The organism is Lelliottia nimipressuralis (assembly GCF_041464075.1).
Lineage (GTDB): Bacteria > Pseudomonadota > Gammaproteobacteria > Enterobacterales > Enterobacteriaceae > Enterobacter > Enterobacter nimipressuralis.
In genome coordinates this window covers 4567567-4582880 of sequence record NZ_CP167172.1, presented here as the reverse complement: position 1 = coordinate 4582880, position 15314 = coordinate 4567567, and the positions used below count along the sequence as shown (strand labels likewise).

12 protein-coding genes are annotated in these 15314 nt (G+C 55.9%); 8 read left to right on the top strand and 4 right to left on the bottom strand.

The features are described from left to right. Window positions 1–165: 165 nt before the first annotated feature. Window positions 166–378 (top strand): 50S ribosomal protein L31, encoded by a 213-nt coding sequence (gene rpmE / locus ACB496_RS21945; RefSeq protein WP_015960996.1) that lies wholly within the window; start codon window positions 166–168, stop codon window positions 376–378. A 317-nt stretch (window positions 379–695) separates the two neighbouring features. Beyond that, window positions 696–1376, top strand: a complete 681-nt coding sequence (locus ACB496_RS21940; protein WP_371973786.1) for an oligogalacturonate-specific porin KdgM family protein — start codon at window positions 696–698, stop codon at window positions 1374–1376. Between the two features lie 42 nt (window positions 1377–1418). Here the strand turns inward: ACB496_RS21940 and metJ are convergent, their stop codons facing one another. After that, the gene (gene metJ / locus ACB496_RS21935) at window positions 1419–1736 is read right to left on the bottom strand and encodes a met regulon transcriptional regulator MetJ (protein WP_015960995.1); all 318 of its coding nucleotides are present in this window, start codon (window positions 1734–1736) and stop codon (window positions 1419–1421) included. A 274-nt stretch (window positions 1737–2010) separates the two neighbouring features. Here metJ and metB point away from each other — a divergent pair, with 274 nt between their 5' ends. The 4 genes from metB to katG all read left to right on the top strand — a co-directional run bounded on the left by metB (window position 2011) and on the right by katG (window position 9121). Beyond that, on the top strand, window positions 2011–3171 hold the full coding sequence (gene metB, locus ACB496_RS21930; RefSeq protein ID WP_100778384.1) for a cystathionine gamma-synthase: 1161 nt from the start codon (window positions 2011–2013) through the stop codon (window positions 3169–3171). Between the two features lie 2 nt (window positions 3172–3173). Continuing rightward, window positions 3174–5606, top strand: coding sequence for a bifunctional aspartate kinase/homoserine dehydrogenase II (locus ACB496_RS21925; protein WP_102105675.1), 2433 nt, complete (start codon window positions 3174–3176; stop codon window positions 5604–5606). A 238-nt stretch (window positions 5607–5844) separates the two neighbouring features. After that, window positions 5845–6735, top strand: coding sequence for a methylenetetrahydrofolate reductase (metF, locus tag ACB496_RS21920; protein ID WP_102105674.1), 891 nt, complete (start codon window positions 5845–5847; stop codon window positions 6733–6735). A 208-nt stretch (window positions 6736–6943) separates the two neighbouring features. Beyond that, window positions 6944–9121 (top strand): catalase/peroxidase HPI, encoded by a 2178-nt coding sequence (katG, locus tag ACB496_RS21915; RefSeq protein WP_371973782.1) that lies wholly within the window; start codon window positions 6944–6946, stop codon window positions 9119–9121. 119 nt (window positions 9122–9240) lie between these two features. On the opposite strand, the gene ACB496_RS21910 is transcribed toward katG, so the two are convergent. The 3 genes from ACB496_RS21910 to ptsP are packed head-to-tail and all read right to left on the bottom strand — an operon-like array spanning window position 9241 to window position 13535. Then, entirely contained in the window at window positions 9241–10344 is a 1104-nt protein-coding gene (locus tag ACB496_RS21910; RefSeq protein ID WP_312156583.1) for a glycerol dehydrogenase, read from the bottom strand. 12 nt (window positions 10345–10356) lie between these two features. After that, window positions 10357–11019, bottom strand: coding sequence for a fructose-6-phosphate aldolase (fsa, locus tag ACB496_RS21905; RefSeq protein ID WP_371973780.1), 663 nt, complete (start codon window positions 11017–11019; stop codon window positions 10357–10359). A gap of 14 nt (window positions 11020–11033) precedes the next feature. Beyond that, complete coding sequence (gene ptsP, locus ACB496_RS21900; protein ID WP_371973778.1) at window positions 11034–13535, bottom strand: phosphoenolpyruvate--protein phosphotransferase; 2502 nt, start codon at window positions 13533–13535, stop codon at window positions 11034–11036. Between the two features lie 313 nt (window positions 13536–13848). On the opposite strand from ptsP, the gene ACB496_RS21895 reads away from it, so the two are divergent. Continuing rightward, window positions 13849–14928, top strand: coding sequence for a PTS fructose transporter subunit EIIC (locus tag ACB496_RS21895; protein ID WP_100778391.1), 1080 nt, complete (start codon window positions 13849–13851; stop codon window positions 14926–14928). Window positions 14929–14942: 14 nt separating this feature from the next. Further along, on the top strand, window positions 14943–15263 hold the full coding sequence (locus ACB496_RS21890; protein ID WP_100778392.1) for a PTS fructose-like transporter subunit IIB: 321 nt from the start codon (window positions 14943–14945) through the stop codon (window positions 15261–15263). Window positions 15264–15314 lie beyond the last annotated feature (51 nt).

The following is a 15314-nucleotide window of genomic DNA, read 5'->3' as shown; positions in this document are numbered from 1 at the left end:
GGTGTAGGTTTATCCGCATCAAAATAGCTATTACCCGAAGATTTCGCGCTGCTGGAATGCAGCTAACGCAGAAGCGGCGAGGAAGGCTACGGGCAATTATTAACATCGCGTGGTGTCTGGCGTTAGGGCTGGAAGAGCGACGCGGCCTTAACTGAGGTTCTCCCCATGAAAAAAGATATTCACCCGAAATACGATTTTATTACTGCAAACTGCTCTTGCGGTAACGCGATCAAAATCCGCTCTACAGTGGGTCACGATCTGAACCTGGACGTTTGTGGTCAATGCCACCCGTTCTACACTGGTAAGCAGCGTGATGTTGCAACCGGTGGCCGTGTTGACCGCTTCAACAAGCGTTTCAGCATCCCGGGCGCTAAATAAGCTACCCGAAAAAAAAGCGCCGAAAGGCGCTTTTTTTGTGCCTGTAATATCCTTCCTGAATAAATCCGCATTTAATATTTATCTTAAAAATAAATAACCAGGTACTGTTGTATTTAATATATTCGTCTGGTGTATTCTTTAACGGTTAGTGAACTGCATCTTCGTATTCTTTAATTCTTTGCCATTGTTTTTCTTTGTGTGTCAAAAAATAAAAGGTTTCCCTCATTGCGTAAAATTACACTTCGCTCGACATAAATTCTTATTTGCCATTTCATCTGCAATGGCTTTCAGGGCGCGTTTACTTCGAGGGAACTGTTATGAAAATGAAGCAACTGTTATTTGTGCTGCCATTATTATCTTGTGCGGCGCAAGCGGGATACGTTGATTACCGACACGAGTATTATGACGACGGGCGTAACTACGACCGTGTGTACATGTCACATCGCTTTGGCACTGGGTTCGGCGTGGCTGTGGAGGCGGTATCTCGCTCCGATGAGAAGCAGTCTAACGACGCGCTTAATAATATGGAAAGTAACAGCAACGAATATACCGCCAGCTATCAGTTCACCTGGCAAAATTTTATCTGGCAACCGGGTGTCGCTGTAGAAATGGGTGACGACATGACCATTTATAAGCCTTATCTGCGCGTGCAATATAATATTAATGACAGCTGGTGGACGGCTTTCCGTTATCGTACAGAATACACACGCCGTAACGCGGATGGTAAAGATGACCGTATGGTTTATCGCCCGGAAATGTGGCTAGGTTATAATATTGATAACTGGATGTTCGAGCTGAACGGAATTTATAAGTTCGCCGACAACGAAAATCTGTATAACAATAAAAAAGAAGATTACGAATATAACTTCCGCGTGGCTTATAACATCGACTCATGGATCCCGTTTATCGAAGTGGGCAACGTCTCTTCAGGCTATAACACGGCCACCAGCGACGATCGCCAGACGCGTCTGCGTGTCGGCCTGGGCTACAACTTCTAAGAAACCATCCCGCTGAGTCACCTCAGCGGGATCACACCGCAGTTAGTATTCCCACGTATCCGGGTCGATACCCAGTTCACGCATGATCACTTTCGCCGCTTCCGGGATTTCATCGCTACGCTCTTTGCGCAGGTCTTCATCGTTCGGCAACGGCTGACCAGTAAACGCATGCAGAAATGCTTCGCACAGCAGTTCGCTGTTGGTCGCGTGACGCAGGTTGTTCACCTGACGACGCGTGCGTTCATCGGTGAGGATCTTCAACACCTTCAGAGGAATGGAAACCGTAATTTTCTTTACTTGTTCACTCTTCTTACCGTGCTCAGCGTATGGGCTGATATATTCGCCGCTCCATTCAGCCATGAGACCTTTAATCCTCTTTGTCATTAATAAAGGCTAAAACCTTACCTTTGATAAGGCTTTTAACCGTAATCTCGCGTAGTTTACCGTAAGGACGATACCGTGACACGGATATTGCGTCGGCGGCGTGTCCTAAAGCATGTAATTTTAACGGCTATTCTCGCATTGCTCAATCTATACGCAAAGAAGTTTAGATGTCCAGATGTATTGACGTCTATAGTTTCAGTGTTTACTCTGGTGCCTGACTTTTCACCTCTTTCGCCAGGAAGCCTTCACCATGACGCGTAAACAGGCCACTATCGCAGTGCGTAGCGGATTAAATGATGACGAGCAGTACGGCTGCGTTGTCCCGCCGATTCATCTTTCCAGTACTTACAATTTCACCGGATTTAATGAACCCCGTGCGCATGACTACTCGCGTCGTGGCAACCCTACGCGTGACGTGACCCAGCGCGCGCTGGCGGAGCTGGAAGGCGGTGCAGGCGCGGTACTGACCAATACCGGCATGTCAGCCATTCACCTGGTGACGACCGTGTTCCTGAAACCTGGCGATCTGCTGGTGGCTCCGCATGACTGTTACGGCGGCAGCTACCGTCTGTTCGACAGCCTGGAAAAACGCGGCTGTTACCGTGTTTTATTCGTCGATCAGAATGACGAAAAAGCGCTACAACAGGCGCTGGCCCAAAAGCCAAAGCTGGTTCTGGTGGAAAGTCCAAGCAATCCATTACTGCGCGTTGTCGATATTGCGAAAATTTGTCAGCTCGCAAGGGATGCGGGAGCGATAAGTGTAGTGGATAATACGTTCCTCAGTCCGGCGCTTCAGAACCCGCTTTCGCTGGGTGCGGATCTGGTATTGCATTCATGCACCAAATATTTGAACGGCCACTCGGACGTGGTCGCCGGGGTGGTGATTGCAAAAGATCCGGAGGTTGTCACTGAACTGGCATGGTGGGCCAATAACATTGGCGTCACCGGCAGCGCGTTCGATAGCTATCTGCTGCTGCGCGGTCTGCGTACACTGTCGCCGCGCATGGAAGTGGCACAGCGTAATGCCCAGGCGATTGTCGAGTTCCTGAAAAAGCAGCCGCTGGTGAAAAAGTTATATCACCCGTCGCTGCCGGAAAATCAGGGCCACGAGATTGCCGCGCGCCAGCAGAAAGGTTTTGGCGCGATGTTAAGTTTTGAACTGGATGGCGATGAGCAAACGCTGCGTCGCTTCCTGAGCGGGTTGTCACTGTTTACGCTGGCGGAATCCTTAGGGGGAGTCGAAAGCTTGATCTCCCACGCCGCGACAATGACGCACGCAGGCATGGCGCCAGAGGCGCGTGCCGCCGCCGGAATTTCCGAGACGCTGTTACGCATCTCAACCGGTATTGAAGACTGTGAAGATTTAATTGCCGATCTGGAAAATGCCTTCCGGGTCGCAGCCAAGGGGTAATCATGAGTGTGATAGCGCAGGCAGGGGCGAAGGGTCGCCAGCTGCACAAGTTTGGTGGTAGTAGTCTTGCTGATGTGAAATGTTACCTGCGTGTCGCAGGGATCATGGCGGAGTATTCGATGCCGGGCGACATGATGGTTGTCTCGGCGGCAGGCAGCACTACCAACCAGTTGATTAGCTGGCTGAAATTAAGCCAGACCGATCGCCTTTCTGCGCATCAGGTTCAACAAACGTTACGCCGCTATCAGAGCGATCTGATCGCCGGCCTGCTGCCTGCGGACGCGGCAGACAGCCTCATCAGCGCATTTGTTCACGATCTGGAGCGTCTGGCCGGATTACTGGACAGCGGCGTGACCGAAGCGGTTTACGCAGAAGTGGTCGGCCACGGTGAAGTCTGGTCTGCGCGCCTGATGGCGGCAGTCCTCGAGCAGCAAGGGCTGGAGGCCGCATGGCTGGACGCGCGCGATTTCCTGCGCGCTGAGCGTGCGGCGCAACCGCAGGTCGACGAGGGCCTCTCTTATCCTCTGCTGCAACAGCTGCTGGTGCAGCATCCGGGCAAACGCATCGTCGTGACGGGCTTTATCAGCCGCAGCAACGCGGGCGAAACCGTGCTGCTGGGCCGTAACGGCTCGGACTACTCGGCAACGCAAATCGGTGCGCTGGCGGGGGCGTCTCGCGTCACTATCTGGAGCGATGTGGCCGGGGTGTATAGCGCCGACCCGCGCAAAGTAAAAGATGCCTGTCTGCTGCCGCTGCTGCGTCTGGACGAAGCCAGTGAGCTGGCGCGTCTGGCAGCACCGGTGCTGCACGCCCGTACCTTACAGCCTGTTTCGGGCAGCGATATCGACCTGCAGCTGCGCTGTAGCTACACCCCAGATAAAGGTTCGACCCGCATCGAACGCGTACTGGCCTCGGGCACAGGTGCACGCATCGTGACCAGTCACGATGATATTTGCCTGATCGAATTCCAGGTGCCTGCCGGACAAGATTTCAAACTGGCGCACAAAGATATCGACCTGATCCTCAAGCGTGCCCAGGTGCGCCCTCTGGCCGTTGGCGTGCACAATGACCGCCAGCTGCTGCAGTTCTGCTACACCGCCGAAGTGGCTGACAGCGCGCTGAAAATCCTTGATGAAGCCGGATTGCCGGGCGAACTTCGCCTGCGTCAGGGGCTGGCGCTGGTCGCGATGGTCGGCGCGGGTGTCACCCGTAACCCGCTCCATTGCCACCGTTTCTGGCAACAGCTGAAAGGCCAGCCGGTGGAGTTCACCTGGCAGTCGGAAGAGGGCATCAGCCTGGTCGCCGTGCTGCGTAAAGGCCCAACCGAGAGCCTGATTCAGGGGCTGCACACCACCCTGTTCCGCGCGGAAAAACGTATCGGCCTGGTGTTGTTCGGTAAGGGGAATATCGGTTCCCGCTGGCTGGAGCTGTTTGCCCGCGAGCAAACGACGCTCTCTGCACGCACCGGTTTTGAATTTGTATTGGCGGGCGTGGTGGACAGCCGCCGTAGCCTGCTGAACTACGACGGGCTGGACGCCAGCCGCGCGCTCGCATTTTTCAACGATGAAGCGGTCGAGCAGGACGAAGAGTCCCTGTTCCTGTGGATGCGCGCGCACCCGTACGACGATCTGGTCGTGCTGGACGTCACTGCCAGCGAGCAGTTGGCCGATCAGTACCTCGATTTTGCCAGCCACGGTTTCCACGTCATCAGCGCGAACAAACTGGCCGGCGCAAGCAGCACCGATAAATACCGCCAAATCCACGACGCGTTTGAAAAAACCGGTCGTCACTGGCTGTATAACGCCACTGTGGGTGCCGGTCTACCGGTGAACCACACCGTGCGCGACCTGATCGACAGCGGCGACAGCATTCTGGCAATCAGCGGTATCTTCTCCGGTACCCTCTCCTGGCTGTTCCTGCAGTTTGACGGCACCGTTCCGTTTACGGACCTGGTGGACCAGGCGTGGCAGCAGGGGCTGACGGAGCCGGACCCGCGCGTGGATCTCGCCGGAAAAGACGTGATGCGCAAGCTGGTCATTCTGGCGCGCGAAGCGGGTTACGATATTGAGCCAGGCCAGGTGCGTGTGGAGTCGCTGGTTCCGGCCGGTTGCGAAGAGGGGTCAGTCGATCACTTCTTCGAGAACGGTGAGGAGCTGAACGAACAGATGGTGTCACGCCTGGAAGCTGCACGCGAAATGGGGCTGGTTCTGCGCTATGTGGCCCGTTTTGACGCTAACGGTAAAGCCCGCGTGGGTGTTGAGGCCGTTCGCCCTGAGCATCCTCTGGCGGCGTTGCTGCCGTGCGATAACGTCTTCGCCATCGAAAGCCGCTGGTACCGTGATAACCCGCTGGTGATTCGTGGGCCAGGCGCGGGGCGCGACGTCACCGCCGGGGCGATTCAGTCAGACATTAATCGCCTGGCGCAGCTGCTGTAGTCTTTTTGATTCCCTCTCCCGACGGGAGAGGGCAAGGGTGAGGGCGCCAGACCGCGCTCACCCTGCACTTCTCCCCGCCATCATGAACGTTCTTCATCTTTCCTGAACATTCCTCACCGTTAATGCCGATGATTTCTGTTGACGTCATCCCGCTTTTCCGTCATTTTTACATCCAGACGTCTAAATGGATAGATGTTTATAAACAGCAATAATTATCACGCGATTGATGAGGTAAGGTATGAGCTTTTTTCACGCCAACCAGCGGGAAGCCCTGAATCAGAGCCTGGCTGAAGTGCAGGGCCAGATTAACGTCTCTTTTGAATTCTTTCCGCCGCGCACCAGTGAAATGGAGCAAACCCTGTGGAGCTCTATCGATCGCCTGAGCAGCCTGAAACCGAAGTTCGTCTCTGTGACTTACGGCGCCAACTCCGGTGAGCGCGACCGTACGCACAGCATTATTAAAGGCATTAAGGATCGCACCGGTCTGGAAGCGGCACCGCATCTGACCTGTATCGACGCGACCCGCGACGAACTGCGCACTATCGCCCAGGACTACTGGGACAACGGCATTCGCCATATCGTCGCCCTGCGCGGCGACCTGCCACCGGGCAGTGGCAAACCGGACATGTACGCAACCGACCTGGTGGCGTTACTGAAAGAGGTCGGCGATTTTGATATCTCTGTGGCGGCGTATCCGGAAGTGCATCCGGAAGCGAAAAGCGCGCAGGCCGATCTGCTCAACCTGAAACGCAAAGTGGATGCCGGTGCAAACCGTGCGATCACACAGTTCTTCTTCGACGTGGAAAGTTATCTGCGTTTCCGCGACCGCTGCATCACGGCGGGCATTGATGTTGAGATCATTCCAGGCATCCTGCCGGTGTCCAACTTCAAGCAGGCGAAGAAATTCGCCGACATGACCAACGTGCGCATCCCGCTGTGGATGTCAAAAATGTACGAAGGGCTGGACGATGATGCCGAAACGCGCAAGCTGGTCGGTGCCAATATCGCGATGGACATGGTGAAGATTTTAAGCCGTGAAGGGGTCAAAGACTTCCATTTCTACACCCTGAATCGCGCCGAAATGAGTTACGCCATCTGCCACACCCTCGGCGTTCGCCCTGGCCTGTAATCGACAAACCCTCTTCGGAGGGTTTTTTATTTTCTTCTCCCTCCGCTTCCCCCGTCATATCAACGCCACCGCCACTGCACACAATAGGCAGATAATTTCTAGGGTCAATTAAACGGAAATAACTATCGAATCCGTGCGTTATCTCAACTATACCTTCTAAGCAGAGGTGTATATCTTTAAGCTAAATACTGTAGAGGGAGCATGAGAGATGAGCACAGACGATACCCATAACACGTTATCAACCGGACAGTGCCCTTTTCATAAAGGCGGGCCTGACCAAAGCGCGGGCGCTGGCACGAACAGCCGCGACTGGTGGCCCAAGCAACTTCGCGTCGATCTTTTGAATCAACATTCCAACCGTTCTAACCCGCTGGGTGAAGACTTCGACTACCGCAAAGAATTCAGCAAACTTGATTACTCCGCCCTCAAAGGCGATCTCAAAGCCCTTCTGACCGATTCTCAACCGTGGTGGCCTGCCGACTGGGGCAGCTACGCGGGCCTGTTTATCCGTATGGCATGGCATGGCGCAGGCACCTACCGTTCCGTTGACGGTCGCGGCGGTGCAGGGCGCGGTCAACAGCGTTTTGCACCTTTAAACTCCTGGCCGGACAACGTCAGCCTTGATAAAGCGCGCCGTCTGTTATGGCCGATTAAGCAAAAATACGGACAGAAAATCTCCTGGGCCGACCTGTTTATCCTGGCCGGTAACGTGGCGCTGGAAAACTCCGGCTTCCGTACCTTTGGTTTTGGTGCCGGGCGTGAAGATGTCTGGGAACCGGATCTGGATGTGAACTGGGGTGATGAAAAAACCTGGCTGGCTCATCGTGATCCGGAAGCGCTGGCGAAACGTCCGTTAGCCGCGACTGAAATGGGGCTGATTTACGTCAACCCGGAAGGGCCAAATGCCAGCGGTGAACCGCTGTCTGCGGCGGCGGCTATTCGCGCCACCTTCGGCAACATGGGTATGAACGACGAAGAGACCGTGGCCCTGATCGCGGGCGGTCACACGCTGGGTAAAACCCACGGCGCCGCAGAAGCGACGCATGTTGGCGTTGATCCAGAAGCCGCACCGATTGAATCTCAAGGTTTAGGCTGGGCGAGCACCCACGGCAGCGGCGTGGGCGCAGACGCTATCACTTCCGGTCTGGAAGTGGTCTGGACGCAAACCCCAACTCAGTGGAGCAACTACTTCTTCGAGAACCTGTTCAAATTCGAATGGGTGCAGACGCGCAGTCCGGCAGGCGCAATTCAATTCGAAGCTGTCGACGCGCCAGAGATGATTCCTGATCCGTTCGACCCGTCGAAAAAACGTAAGCCAACCATGCTGGTCACCGACCTGACCCTGCGTATGGACCCGGAATTCGAGAAGATTTCTCGTCGTTTCCTCAACGATCCGCAGGCGTTCAACGAAGCCTTTGCCCGCGCGTGGTTCAAACTGACGCACCGTGATATGGGGCCAAAAGCGCGGTACATCGGTCCGGAAGTCCCGAAAGAAGATCTGATCTGGCAGGACCCGCTGCCGCAGGCATTCTTCCAGCCAACGGCTGCGGACATCGAAAGCCTGAAAGCAGAAATTGCAGCTTCCGGGCTGTCCGTTAGCGAACTGGTGTCGGTTGCCTGGGCATCGGCCTCCACCTTCCGTGGTGGCGATAAACGCGGGGGGGCCAACGGGGCGCGTCTGGCGCTGGCACCGCAGCGCGACTGGGATGTTAACGCCGCTGCAGCACGCGCGTTGCCAACCCTTGAGGGCATCTATAAATCTGCCCATAAAGCGTCTCTGGCCGACATCATCGTGCTGGCCGGTGTGGTGGGTGTTGAACAGGCTGCGAAAGCGGCAGGGGTTTACATCACCGTACCGTTTACGCCGGGCCGCGTGGATGCGCGTCAGGATCAGACGGATATCGAAATGTTTGAGCTGCTCAAGCCGGTTGCCGATGGTTTCCGTAACTATCGCGCTCAGCAGAACAGCGCGACGACAGAATCTCTGCTGATCGACAAAGCCCAGCAGCTGACGCTCACTGCGCCAGAAATGACTGCGCTGGTGGGTGGGATGCGTGTTCTGGGGGCCAACTTTGACGGCAGTCAGAACGGTGTCTTCACCGATCGCGTTGGCGTGCTCAGCAACGATTTCTTCGTCAATCTGCTGGATATGAACACTCAATGGAAAGCCACCGATGACTCAAATGAGCTGTTTGCTGGCAGCGATCGTCAAAGCGGAGAGGTGAAATACACCGCAACGCGTGCCGATCTGGTGTTCGGTTCTAACGCGGTTCTGCGTGCACTGGCAGAAGTGTATGCCAGCCAGGATGCCGGTGAGAAATTCGTGAAGGACTTTGTCGCCGCCTGGGTGAAAGTGATGAATCTGGACCGTTTCGACCTGCTGTAATTCAGTACAGATGAAAATCCCCGCTCTGGCGGGGATTTTTTTATTCTGCGGCGGCTGTGCTTGTGTGCTCCTAAGCAGTTCGTAGGCCGGGTTAGCGCAGTGCCACCCGGCGACAGGAATTACTCCCACTCATGTAAAAAACGCTGCCCGTACTGATCGGCAACCAGCAGTGCTGCGTACACCTGATCCGGCGTCACCCCGCCAGGCATGTTGTGAATCGTCTCGCCTTCTGCGCATGACGCTTCTGCCACCAGACGCATTTTGCCCGGAATATCCTCTTTGATATCCAGCTGCGCCAGCGTGATCGGCAATCCGACGCTATGGCACAGCGCGGCCACCGTTTCGATCTCCTCAACCGGGGCATTTTCCAGCACCAGCTGGGTGAGGGTGCCAAACGCGACTTTTTCACCGTGGTAATAGTGGTGCGCATCAGGGATGGCCGTCAGACCGTTGTGGATCGCATGCGCTGCGGCTAATCCGCCGCTCTCAAAGCCGACGCCGCTCAGATAGGTGTTGGCTTCGATCACGCGCTCAAGGGCGGGGGTCACGACATGCTGTTCGGCGGCGAGCATCGCTTTTTCGCCTTCCTGAATAAGCGTGTTGTAGCACAGCTCGGCCAGAGCCAATGCGGCCTGGGTACATTTCCCGCCCGCCATAGTGGTGGCGCCGCTGCGGGAGCAGGCGCGTGCTTCGAACCAGGTTGCCAGCGCATCGCCGATCCCTGCCGCTAACAGGCGGGCAGGCGCACCGGCCACGACTTTGGTGTCGACGATAACCATGTTCGGATTGTGCGGCAGCATCAGATAACGATCGAACTCGCCGCTGTCGGTGTAGATGACTGAAAGGGCGCTGCACGGTGCATCCGTTGAGGCAATGGTCGGCGCGATAGCGACCGGCACATCCATAAAGTGGGCGAGCGCCTTGGCCGTATCCAGCGTCTTCCCGCCGCCAATACCTAAAACGGCCTGGCAATCGGCGCTTTTTGCCAGCTTGCGCAGACGATCAATTTCCGTCTGGGAGCATTCGCCGCCAAACGGAGCGATTTCGACATGCAGTTCAGCATTTTTGAAGCTTTGACGCAGCGTCTCTTCGGCAAAGCCGAGAACGAATTTATCACCGACAACCAGCCAGCGCGCGGCCAGCGGTTTCAGGTAGTCACCAAGGCGGCTGAGAACATCCGCGCCCTGAATGTATTTTCCCGGTGATTGAATGATACGGTCCATAACGTTTCTCCTTTAGAGATTGAGGTTACCAAACGCGTTTTTCCAGTCGTGCTCGAACTTCTCTATTGCTGACTCTACCGCTGGCGTGCCGAGCATTTGTTGCGCTACATCTAAAGGAAGTGTGATTGCCTCACATCCGGTGAGCAGGCAGTCGAGAGCCTGACGCGGCGTTTTGAAGCTGGCGGCCAGCACTTTGCTGTCGGGGACATGCAGTTCCAGCAGGGACTGCAGCTCCTGCACCATGCGAATCCCGTCGCCGCCCTGGGCATCGACGCGGTTAACGTATGGCGCGACATATTTCGCTCCCGCCAGCGCGGCCAATAAACCCTGTGCCGCGCTGTAAACGGCGGTGCCGAGCGTCGTAATGCCTTCTTTTTTCAACGCTTTGATTGCGACCAGCCCTTCCGCGGTGACAGGGATTTTGACCACGATATCCGGCAGTACGTTGCTCAGACGTTTGGCTTCGGCCACCATGGTTTCGGCATCACGGCCCATCGTTTGTGCAAACAGGGTGCCCTCCGGCCCGATGGCTTTTTGCAGGCGCGGCAGCACGTCCCAAAGAGACTCGCGGCTGGCGGCGACAATGCTGGGATTGGTGGTCACGCCAGCAATCGGAAAAATACGGGCCAGACGTTCAACTTCCGCCACGTTGGCGGTATCAAGATACAGTTCCATGACTCTTCCTCTGTTTACAGTTCTAATTCACGTTGCAGGAGGACCGCGATGGCCTCTTCGGAGCTGGCATTAACCAGCGCGTTGCGGAAATCTTCGTGCATGATGCGGCGCGCCAGACGCGAGAAAATACGCATGTGCTGATCGCCCGCGGCGTGTTTGTTGAGGGTCAGCATAATGATGAACTGCGCCTCTTCATCGCCCCACTGGACGGGGGCTTTCAGGCGCGCGACGCTGATGGTGGATTGCTCAATGTGCTCAGATTTGCTGTGCGGAATGGCAAAGCTGAAACCAAGACCGGTCGAGAAAACGGCTTCCCGCGCCCATAAATCGGCTTCAAGTTTGCGCGGGTAGCGGCAACGTCCGGCCAGCAGTAGCTTGTCGGTCATGCCCTTCATGACCTCTTCTTTGCTGATCCAGTCGTTATCAAGAGAAATACAGCGCGGCGTGACCAGCGGGGTGTCCTGCTGATTCATACGGAACTGGGCTAACAGATGCTCCACTTCAAGGGACGTGCGGCATGCCATCGCCTGATTGAGTAACTGACGACACGCGCGGCTGTCCAGCTGTGCCAGACGCGCTTTGGTCGCCGGAATCGACGGCGAGCCCATGCTAAGTTCATCCAGCCCCAGCCCGACCAGCAGTGGCAGCACAGAGCCTTTTGCCCCGAGTTCACCGCAAAGACCAATCCATTTCCCCTGACGATGCACGGCCTGCACGGCGAAATCGAGCGCCCGCAGAAATGCCGGATTCAGGCTGTTGTAATGGCGGGTCACTTTGGCGTTATCCCTGTCGACCGCCAGCAGGTACTGCGTCAGGTCATTACTGCCAATGCTAAAGAAATCAATCTCTTCACAGCACTGGTCGATGATGAACATCACCGACGGCACTTCCAGCATGATGCCGAGTTGGATTTTCTCCTCAAACGGAATATGTTCGGCACGTAGCTGCTGTTTGGCTTCAGCAAGTTTTTCCTTCACCCACAGGATCTCTTCCATCGAGGAGATCATCGGGATCATGATCTTCAGGCTGCCATGCGCAGACGCGCGAAGGATCGCCCTGAGCTGAGTGGTAAACAGCGCGGAATATTCTTCGTAAATACGGACGGCACGATAGCCGAGGAACGGGTTGTTCTCCGCCGGGATATTCAGATATTCAACGGGTTTATCACCGCCGATATCCATGGTGCGCACAATGATGCTCAGCCCGTTTGCACTTTCCAGAGCCTGACAAAAAATGTTGTACAGCTCGTTTTCACAGGGCGCGCAGGCGCGATCCATGTACAGCATTTCGGTGCGGAACAGGCCTACGCCCTCTGCGCCGTTGCCAAAGGCGGCCTGCGCTTCTGCCGAATGGGCAATGTTGGCGGCAATTTCAATGCGCAAACCATCCGCGGTTCTCGCTTCGCGATCGAGCCAGACGCTCTGTTGTTCGCGAAGCTGCTCCTGCACGGCCTTTTCCTGCTGGTAATAACGGGCAACCGCCTCGCTGGCATTCACCACGATGGCACCGGCATTGCCGTCAATAAACACCGATTGATCGCGCCATGACAGCAGGCTATCGCTGTCGACGCCCACCAGCGTTGGGATGTTAAACGAACGCGCCAGAATCACAGTGTGGGAAGTGGTGCCGCCGCTTTTCAGCAGCAGGCCTTTCAGTAGGGTTTTATCCAGCTCCAGGAACTGGCCCGGCGTGAGGTCGTCTGCCAGACAGACGGACGGTTGCGTCAGCTGACCCGGTGCCGGAAAGCGCTCCTCGCCGTAAATCTGCTGTAAGAGTTGATAGCAGACATCGCGTACGTCCAGTACGCGCTCCTGTAAATAACTGCTGCTGGAGCGCGAAAACTCAGCGCAGAAATGATTTGCCGTGGCGATAACCGCCTGTGCGCAACTTAGCCCCTGATTGACGCCTGCAAGAAGATGCTGACGCAGTGAGGTGTCCGTCGCCAGCGAGCGATGGGCTTCCAGAATGGCGCTTGCGGTGCTGTCGCTATCCAGCGCGCGCAGTTCAATGCTTTTCACCAGCAGCGTCAGACCTTTATCCAGTGAAGATTGTTCTTCCTCCGCGCCTCGGGCGTCAGGGAGTGACGTTAACGCGTTGAGATCCAGCGAAGTCAGCAGTGTAAGCACGCCGCGATCGCTGCCGCTGCATACGGGCAGGGCGCGAAAGAGCGTCGGGTTGAGGCGAGTCAGGGATTCCGGTAACGGGTCGAGGTCGGTGCTAATCGTGGCGGCGAGCGGGGCGTCACAGTGGGGAAACTCCTCTTTTAGCCACTGCGCCAGGCGCTGATAGGCATGCAGTTCATCTGCACCGGTAATCACCAGGCGACAGGCATCACCCGTCAGAGTATCGGTGCCGATCAGGGCGAGCGCGCTTTTGGCATCGCCTTTCCGATCGCTGCGCAGATTGTGCCACTCAATCTGCGAGGTAAAAGTATTGCACAGTGTTTCAACATGACTTGCCGGGCGTGCATGTACGCCATTGGGCAAATCACAGACAAAATCCACAACTTGGGTCATACGCACACTCCTGAAAACCAAAATCACTATTAGTGGAAAGCATACGAGCGCGACGGTGAGACGCGCCATGTGACAAAACTGCCAAACACTGGACAAATGTAATGTCCGGCGAAAAGTGAGATTTGACTCACAGGTTCACTTTTTTGCGCTTTTTGAAGGAGGGTGGAAATTTCGAGGCGGATCGCATTTTTCTTTCTGTATTACAAAAATCCAGCAAATGCCCTTTTTGTCCACTGTCAGCCCGCTTTCCGATTGCCTATTGTTGCCACAACATCTTTATGGATATAGGCGAGCGAAAGCCCGGGAGCGACACATGAAAGAGTTGATGCATATTCTCAAGAACACGCGGCAGCATCTGATGACAGGGGTGTCGCACATGATCCCCTTCGTCGTCGCAGGCGGTATTTTGCTGGCCGTTTCGGTCATGCTCTATGGCAAAGGGGCCGTTCCGGACGCTGCCACCGATCCCAATCTGAAAAAACTGTTCGATCTTGGCGTGGCGGGCTTAACGCTGATGGTGCCTTTCCTGGCGGCCTATATCGGTTATTCCATTGCCGAACGCGCGGCACTCGCACCCTGTGCTATCGCAGCATGGGTCGGTAACAGTTTCGGCGCAGGGTTCTTCGGCGCCATCATCGCCGGGATCCTCGGCGGTATCGTCGTCTTCTACCTGAAAAAACTGCCAGTGCCGAAAGTGCTTCGCTCGGTCATGCCGATTTTCATCATCCCTATCATCGGCACCTTTATCACCGCCGGCATCATGATGTGGGGTCTCGGTGAACCTGTCGGCGCACTCACCACCGGATTAACGCAGTGGCTGCAAGGCATGCAGCAGGGCAGCATCGTGGTACTTGCCGTCATCATGGGGCTCATGCTGGCCTTCGACATGGGCGGCCCTATCAACAAGGTGGCCTACGCGTTCATGCTGATTTGCGTGGCGCAGGGGGTTTATACCGTGGTGGCTATCGCGGCGGTTGGGATCTGCGTACCGCCATTAGGACTGGGGCTGGCGACGCTGATCAACCGCAAGAATTTCAACGCAGAAGAGCGCGAAGCGGGTAAAGCCGCGCTGGTGATGGGCTGCGTGGGCGTGACGGAAGGGGCAATACCTTTTGCCGCCGCCGATCCGCTGCGCGTCATTCCTTCCATCATGCTTGGCTCAGCCTGCGGTGCAGTCACAGCAGCCGTATTTGGCGCGCAATGTTATGCCGGGTGGGGTGGTCTGATTGTGCTGCCCGTAGTGGAAGGCAAGCTCGGGTATATCGCGGCCGTTGCCGTGGGGGCCGTGGTCACGGCGGTCAGCGTCAACGTACTGAAAAGCATTGCGCGTAAGAACGCGAAACAGGTCGAAGAGAAGGAAGACGACCTGGATCTGGATTTCGAAATTAACTGAGTGAGGAAGAAAACATGGCCCGAATTATTGCAGTCACCGCGTGTCCGTCTGGCGTTGCCCACACCTACATGGCCGCCGAAGCGCTGGAAAGCGCCGCTAAAGCCAAAGGCTGGGAAGTCAAAGTCGAAACCCAGGGGTCTATCGGCCTCGAAAACGAACTGACGGCTGAAGACGTTGCCGCAGCAGATATGGTCATCCTGACCAAAGATATCGGCATTAAGTTTGAAGAGCGCTTCGCCGGAAAAACCATTGTGCGCGTCAACATCAGTGATGCGGTCAAACGCGCAGAAGCCATCATGAACAAAATTGATGCCCACCTGGCGCAAACCGCCTGACCTCTTCCCGCCCTTCGGGGCGGGCTTGTTTTCAGTTACTGGAGTTTAATC

Bases quoted from the DNA above. Each gene is read 5' to 3' on its own strand.
- katG (WP_371973782.1), top strand. From the start codon at position 6,944: ATGAGCACAGACGATACCCATAACACGTTATCAACCGGACAGTGCCCT.
- ACB496_RS21940 (WP_371973786.1), top strand. From the start codon at position 696: ATGAAAATGAAGCAACTGTTATTTGTGCTGCCATTATTATCTTGTGCG.
- ACB496_RS21895 (WP_100778391.1), top strand. From the start codon at position 13,849: ATGAAAGAGTTGATGCATATTCTCAAGAACACGCGGCAGCATCTGATG.
- ptsP (WP_371973778.1), bottom strand. From the start codon at position 13,535: ATGACCCAAGTTGTGGATTTTGTCTGTGATTTGCCCAATGGCGTACAT.
- fsa (WP_371973780.1), bottom strand. From the start codon at position 11,019: ATGGAACTGTATCTTGATACCGCCAACGTGGCGGAAGTTGAACGTCTG.
- ACB496_RS21890 (WP_100778392.1), top strand. From the start codon at position 14,943: ATGGCCCGAATTATTGCAGTCACCGCGTGTCCGTCTGGCGTTGCCCAC.
- metF (WP_102105674.1), top strand. From the start codon at position 5,845: ATGAGCTTTTTTCACGCCAACCAGCGGGAAGCCCTGAATCAGAGCCTG.
- rpmE (WP_015960996.1), top strand. From the start codon at position 166: ATGAAAAAAGATATTCACCCGAAATACGATTTTATTACTGCAAACTGC.
- metJ (WP_015960995.1), bottom strand. From the start codon at position 1,736: ATGGCTGAATGGAGCGGCGAATATATCAGCCCATACGCTGAGCACGGT.
- metB (WP_100778384.1), top strand. From the start codon at position 2,011: ATGACGCGTAAACAGGCCACTATCGCAGTGCGTAGCGGATTAAATGAT.
- ACB496_RS21925 (WP_102105675.1), top strand. From the start codon at position 3,174: ATGAGTGTGATAGCGCAGGCAGGGGCGAAGGGTCGCCAGCTGCACAAG.
- ACB496_RS21910 (WP_312156583.1), bottom strand. From the start codon at position 10,344: ATGGACCGTATCATTCAATCACCGGGAAAATACATTCAGGGCGCGGAT.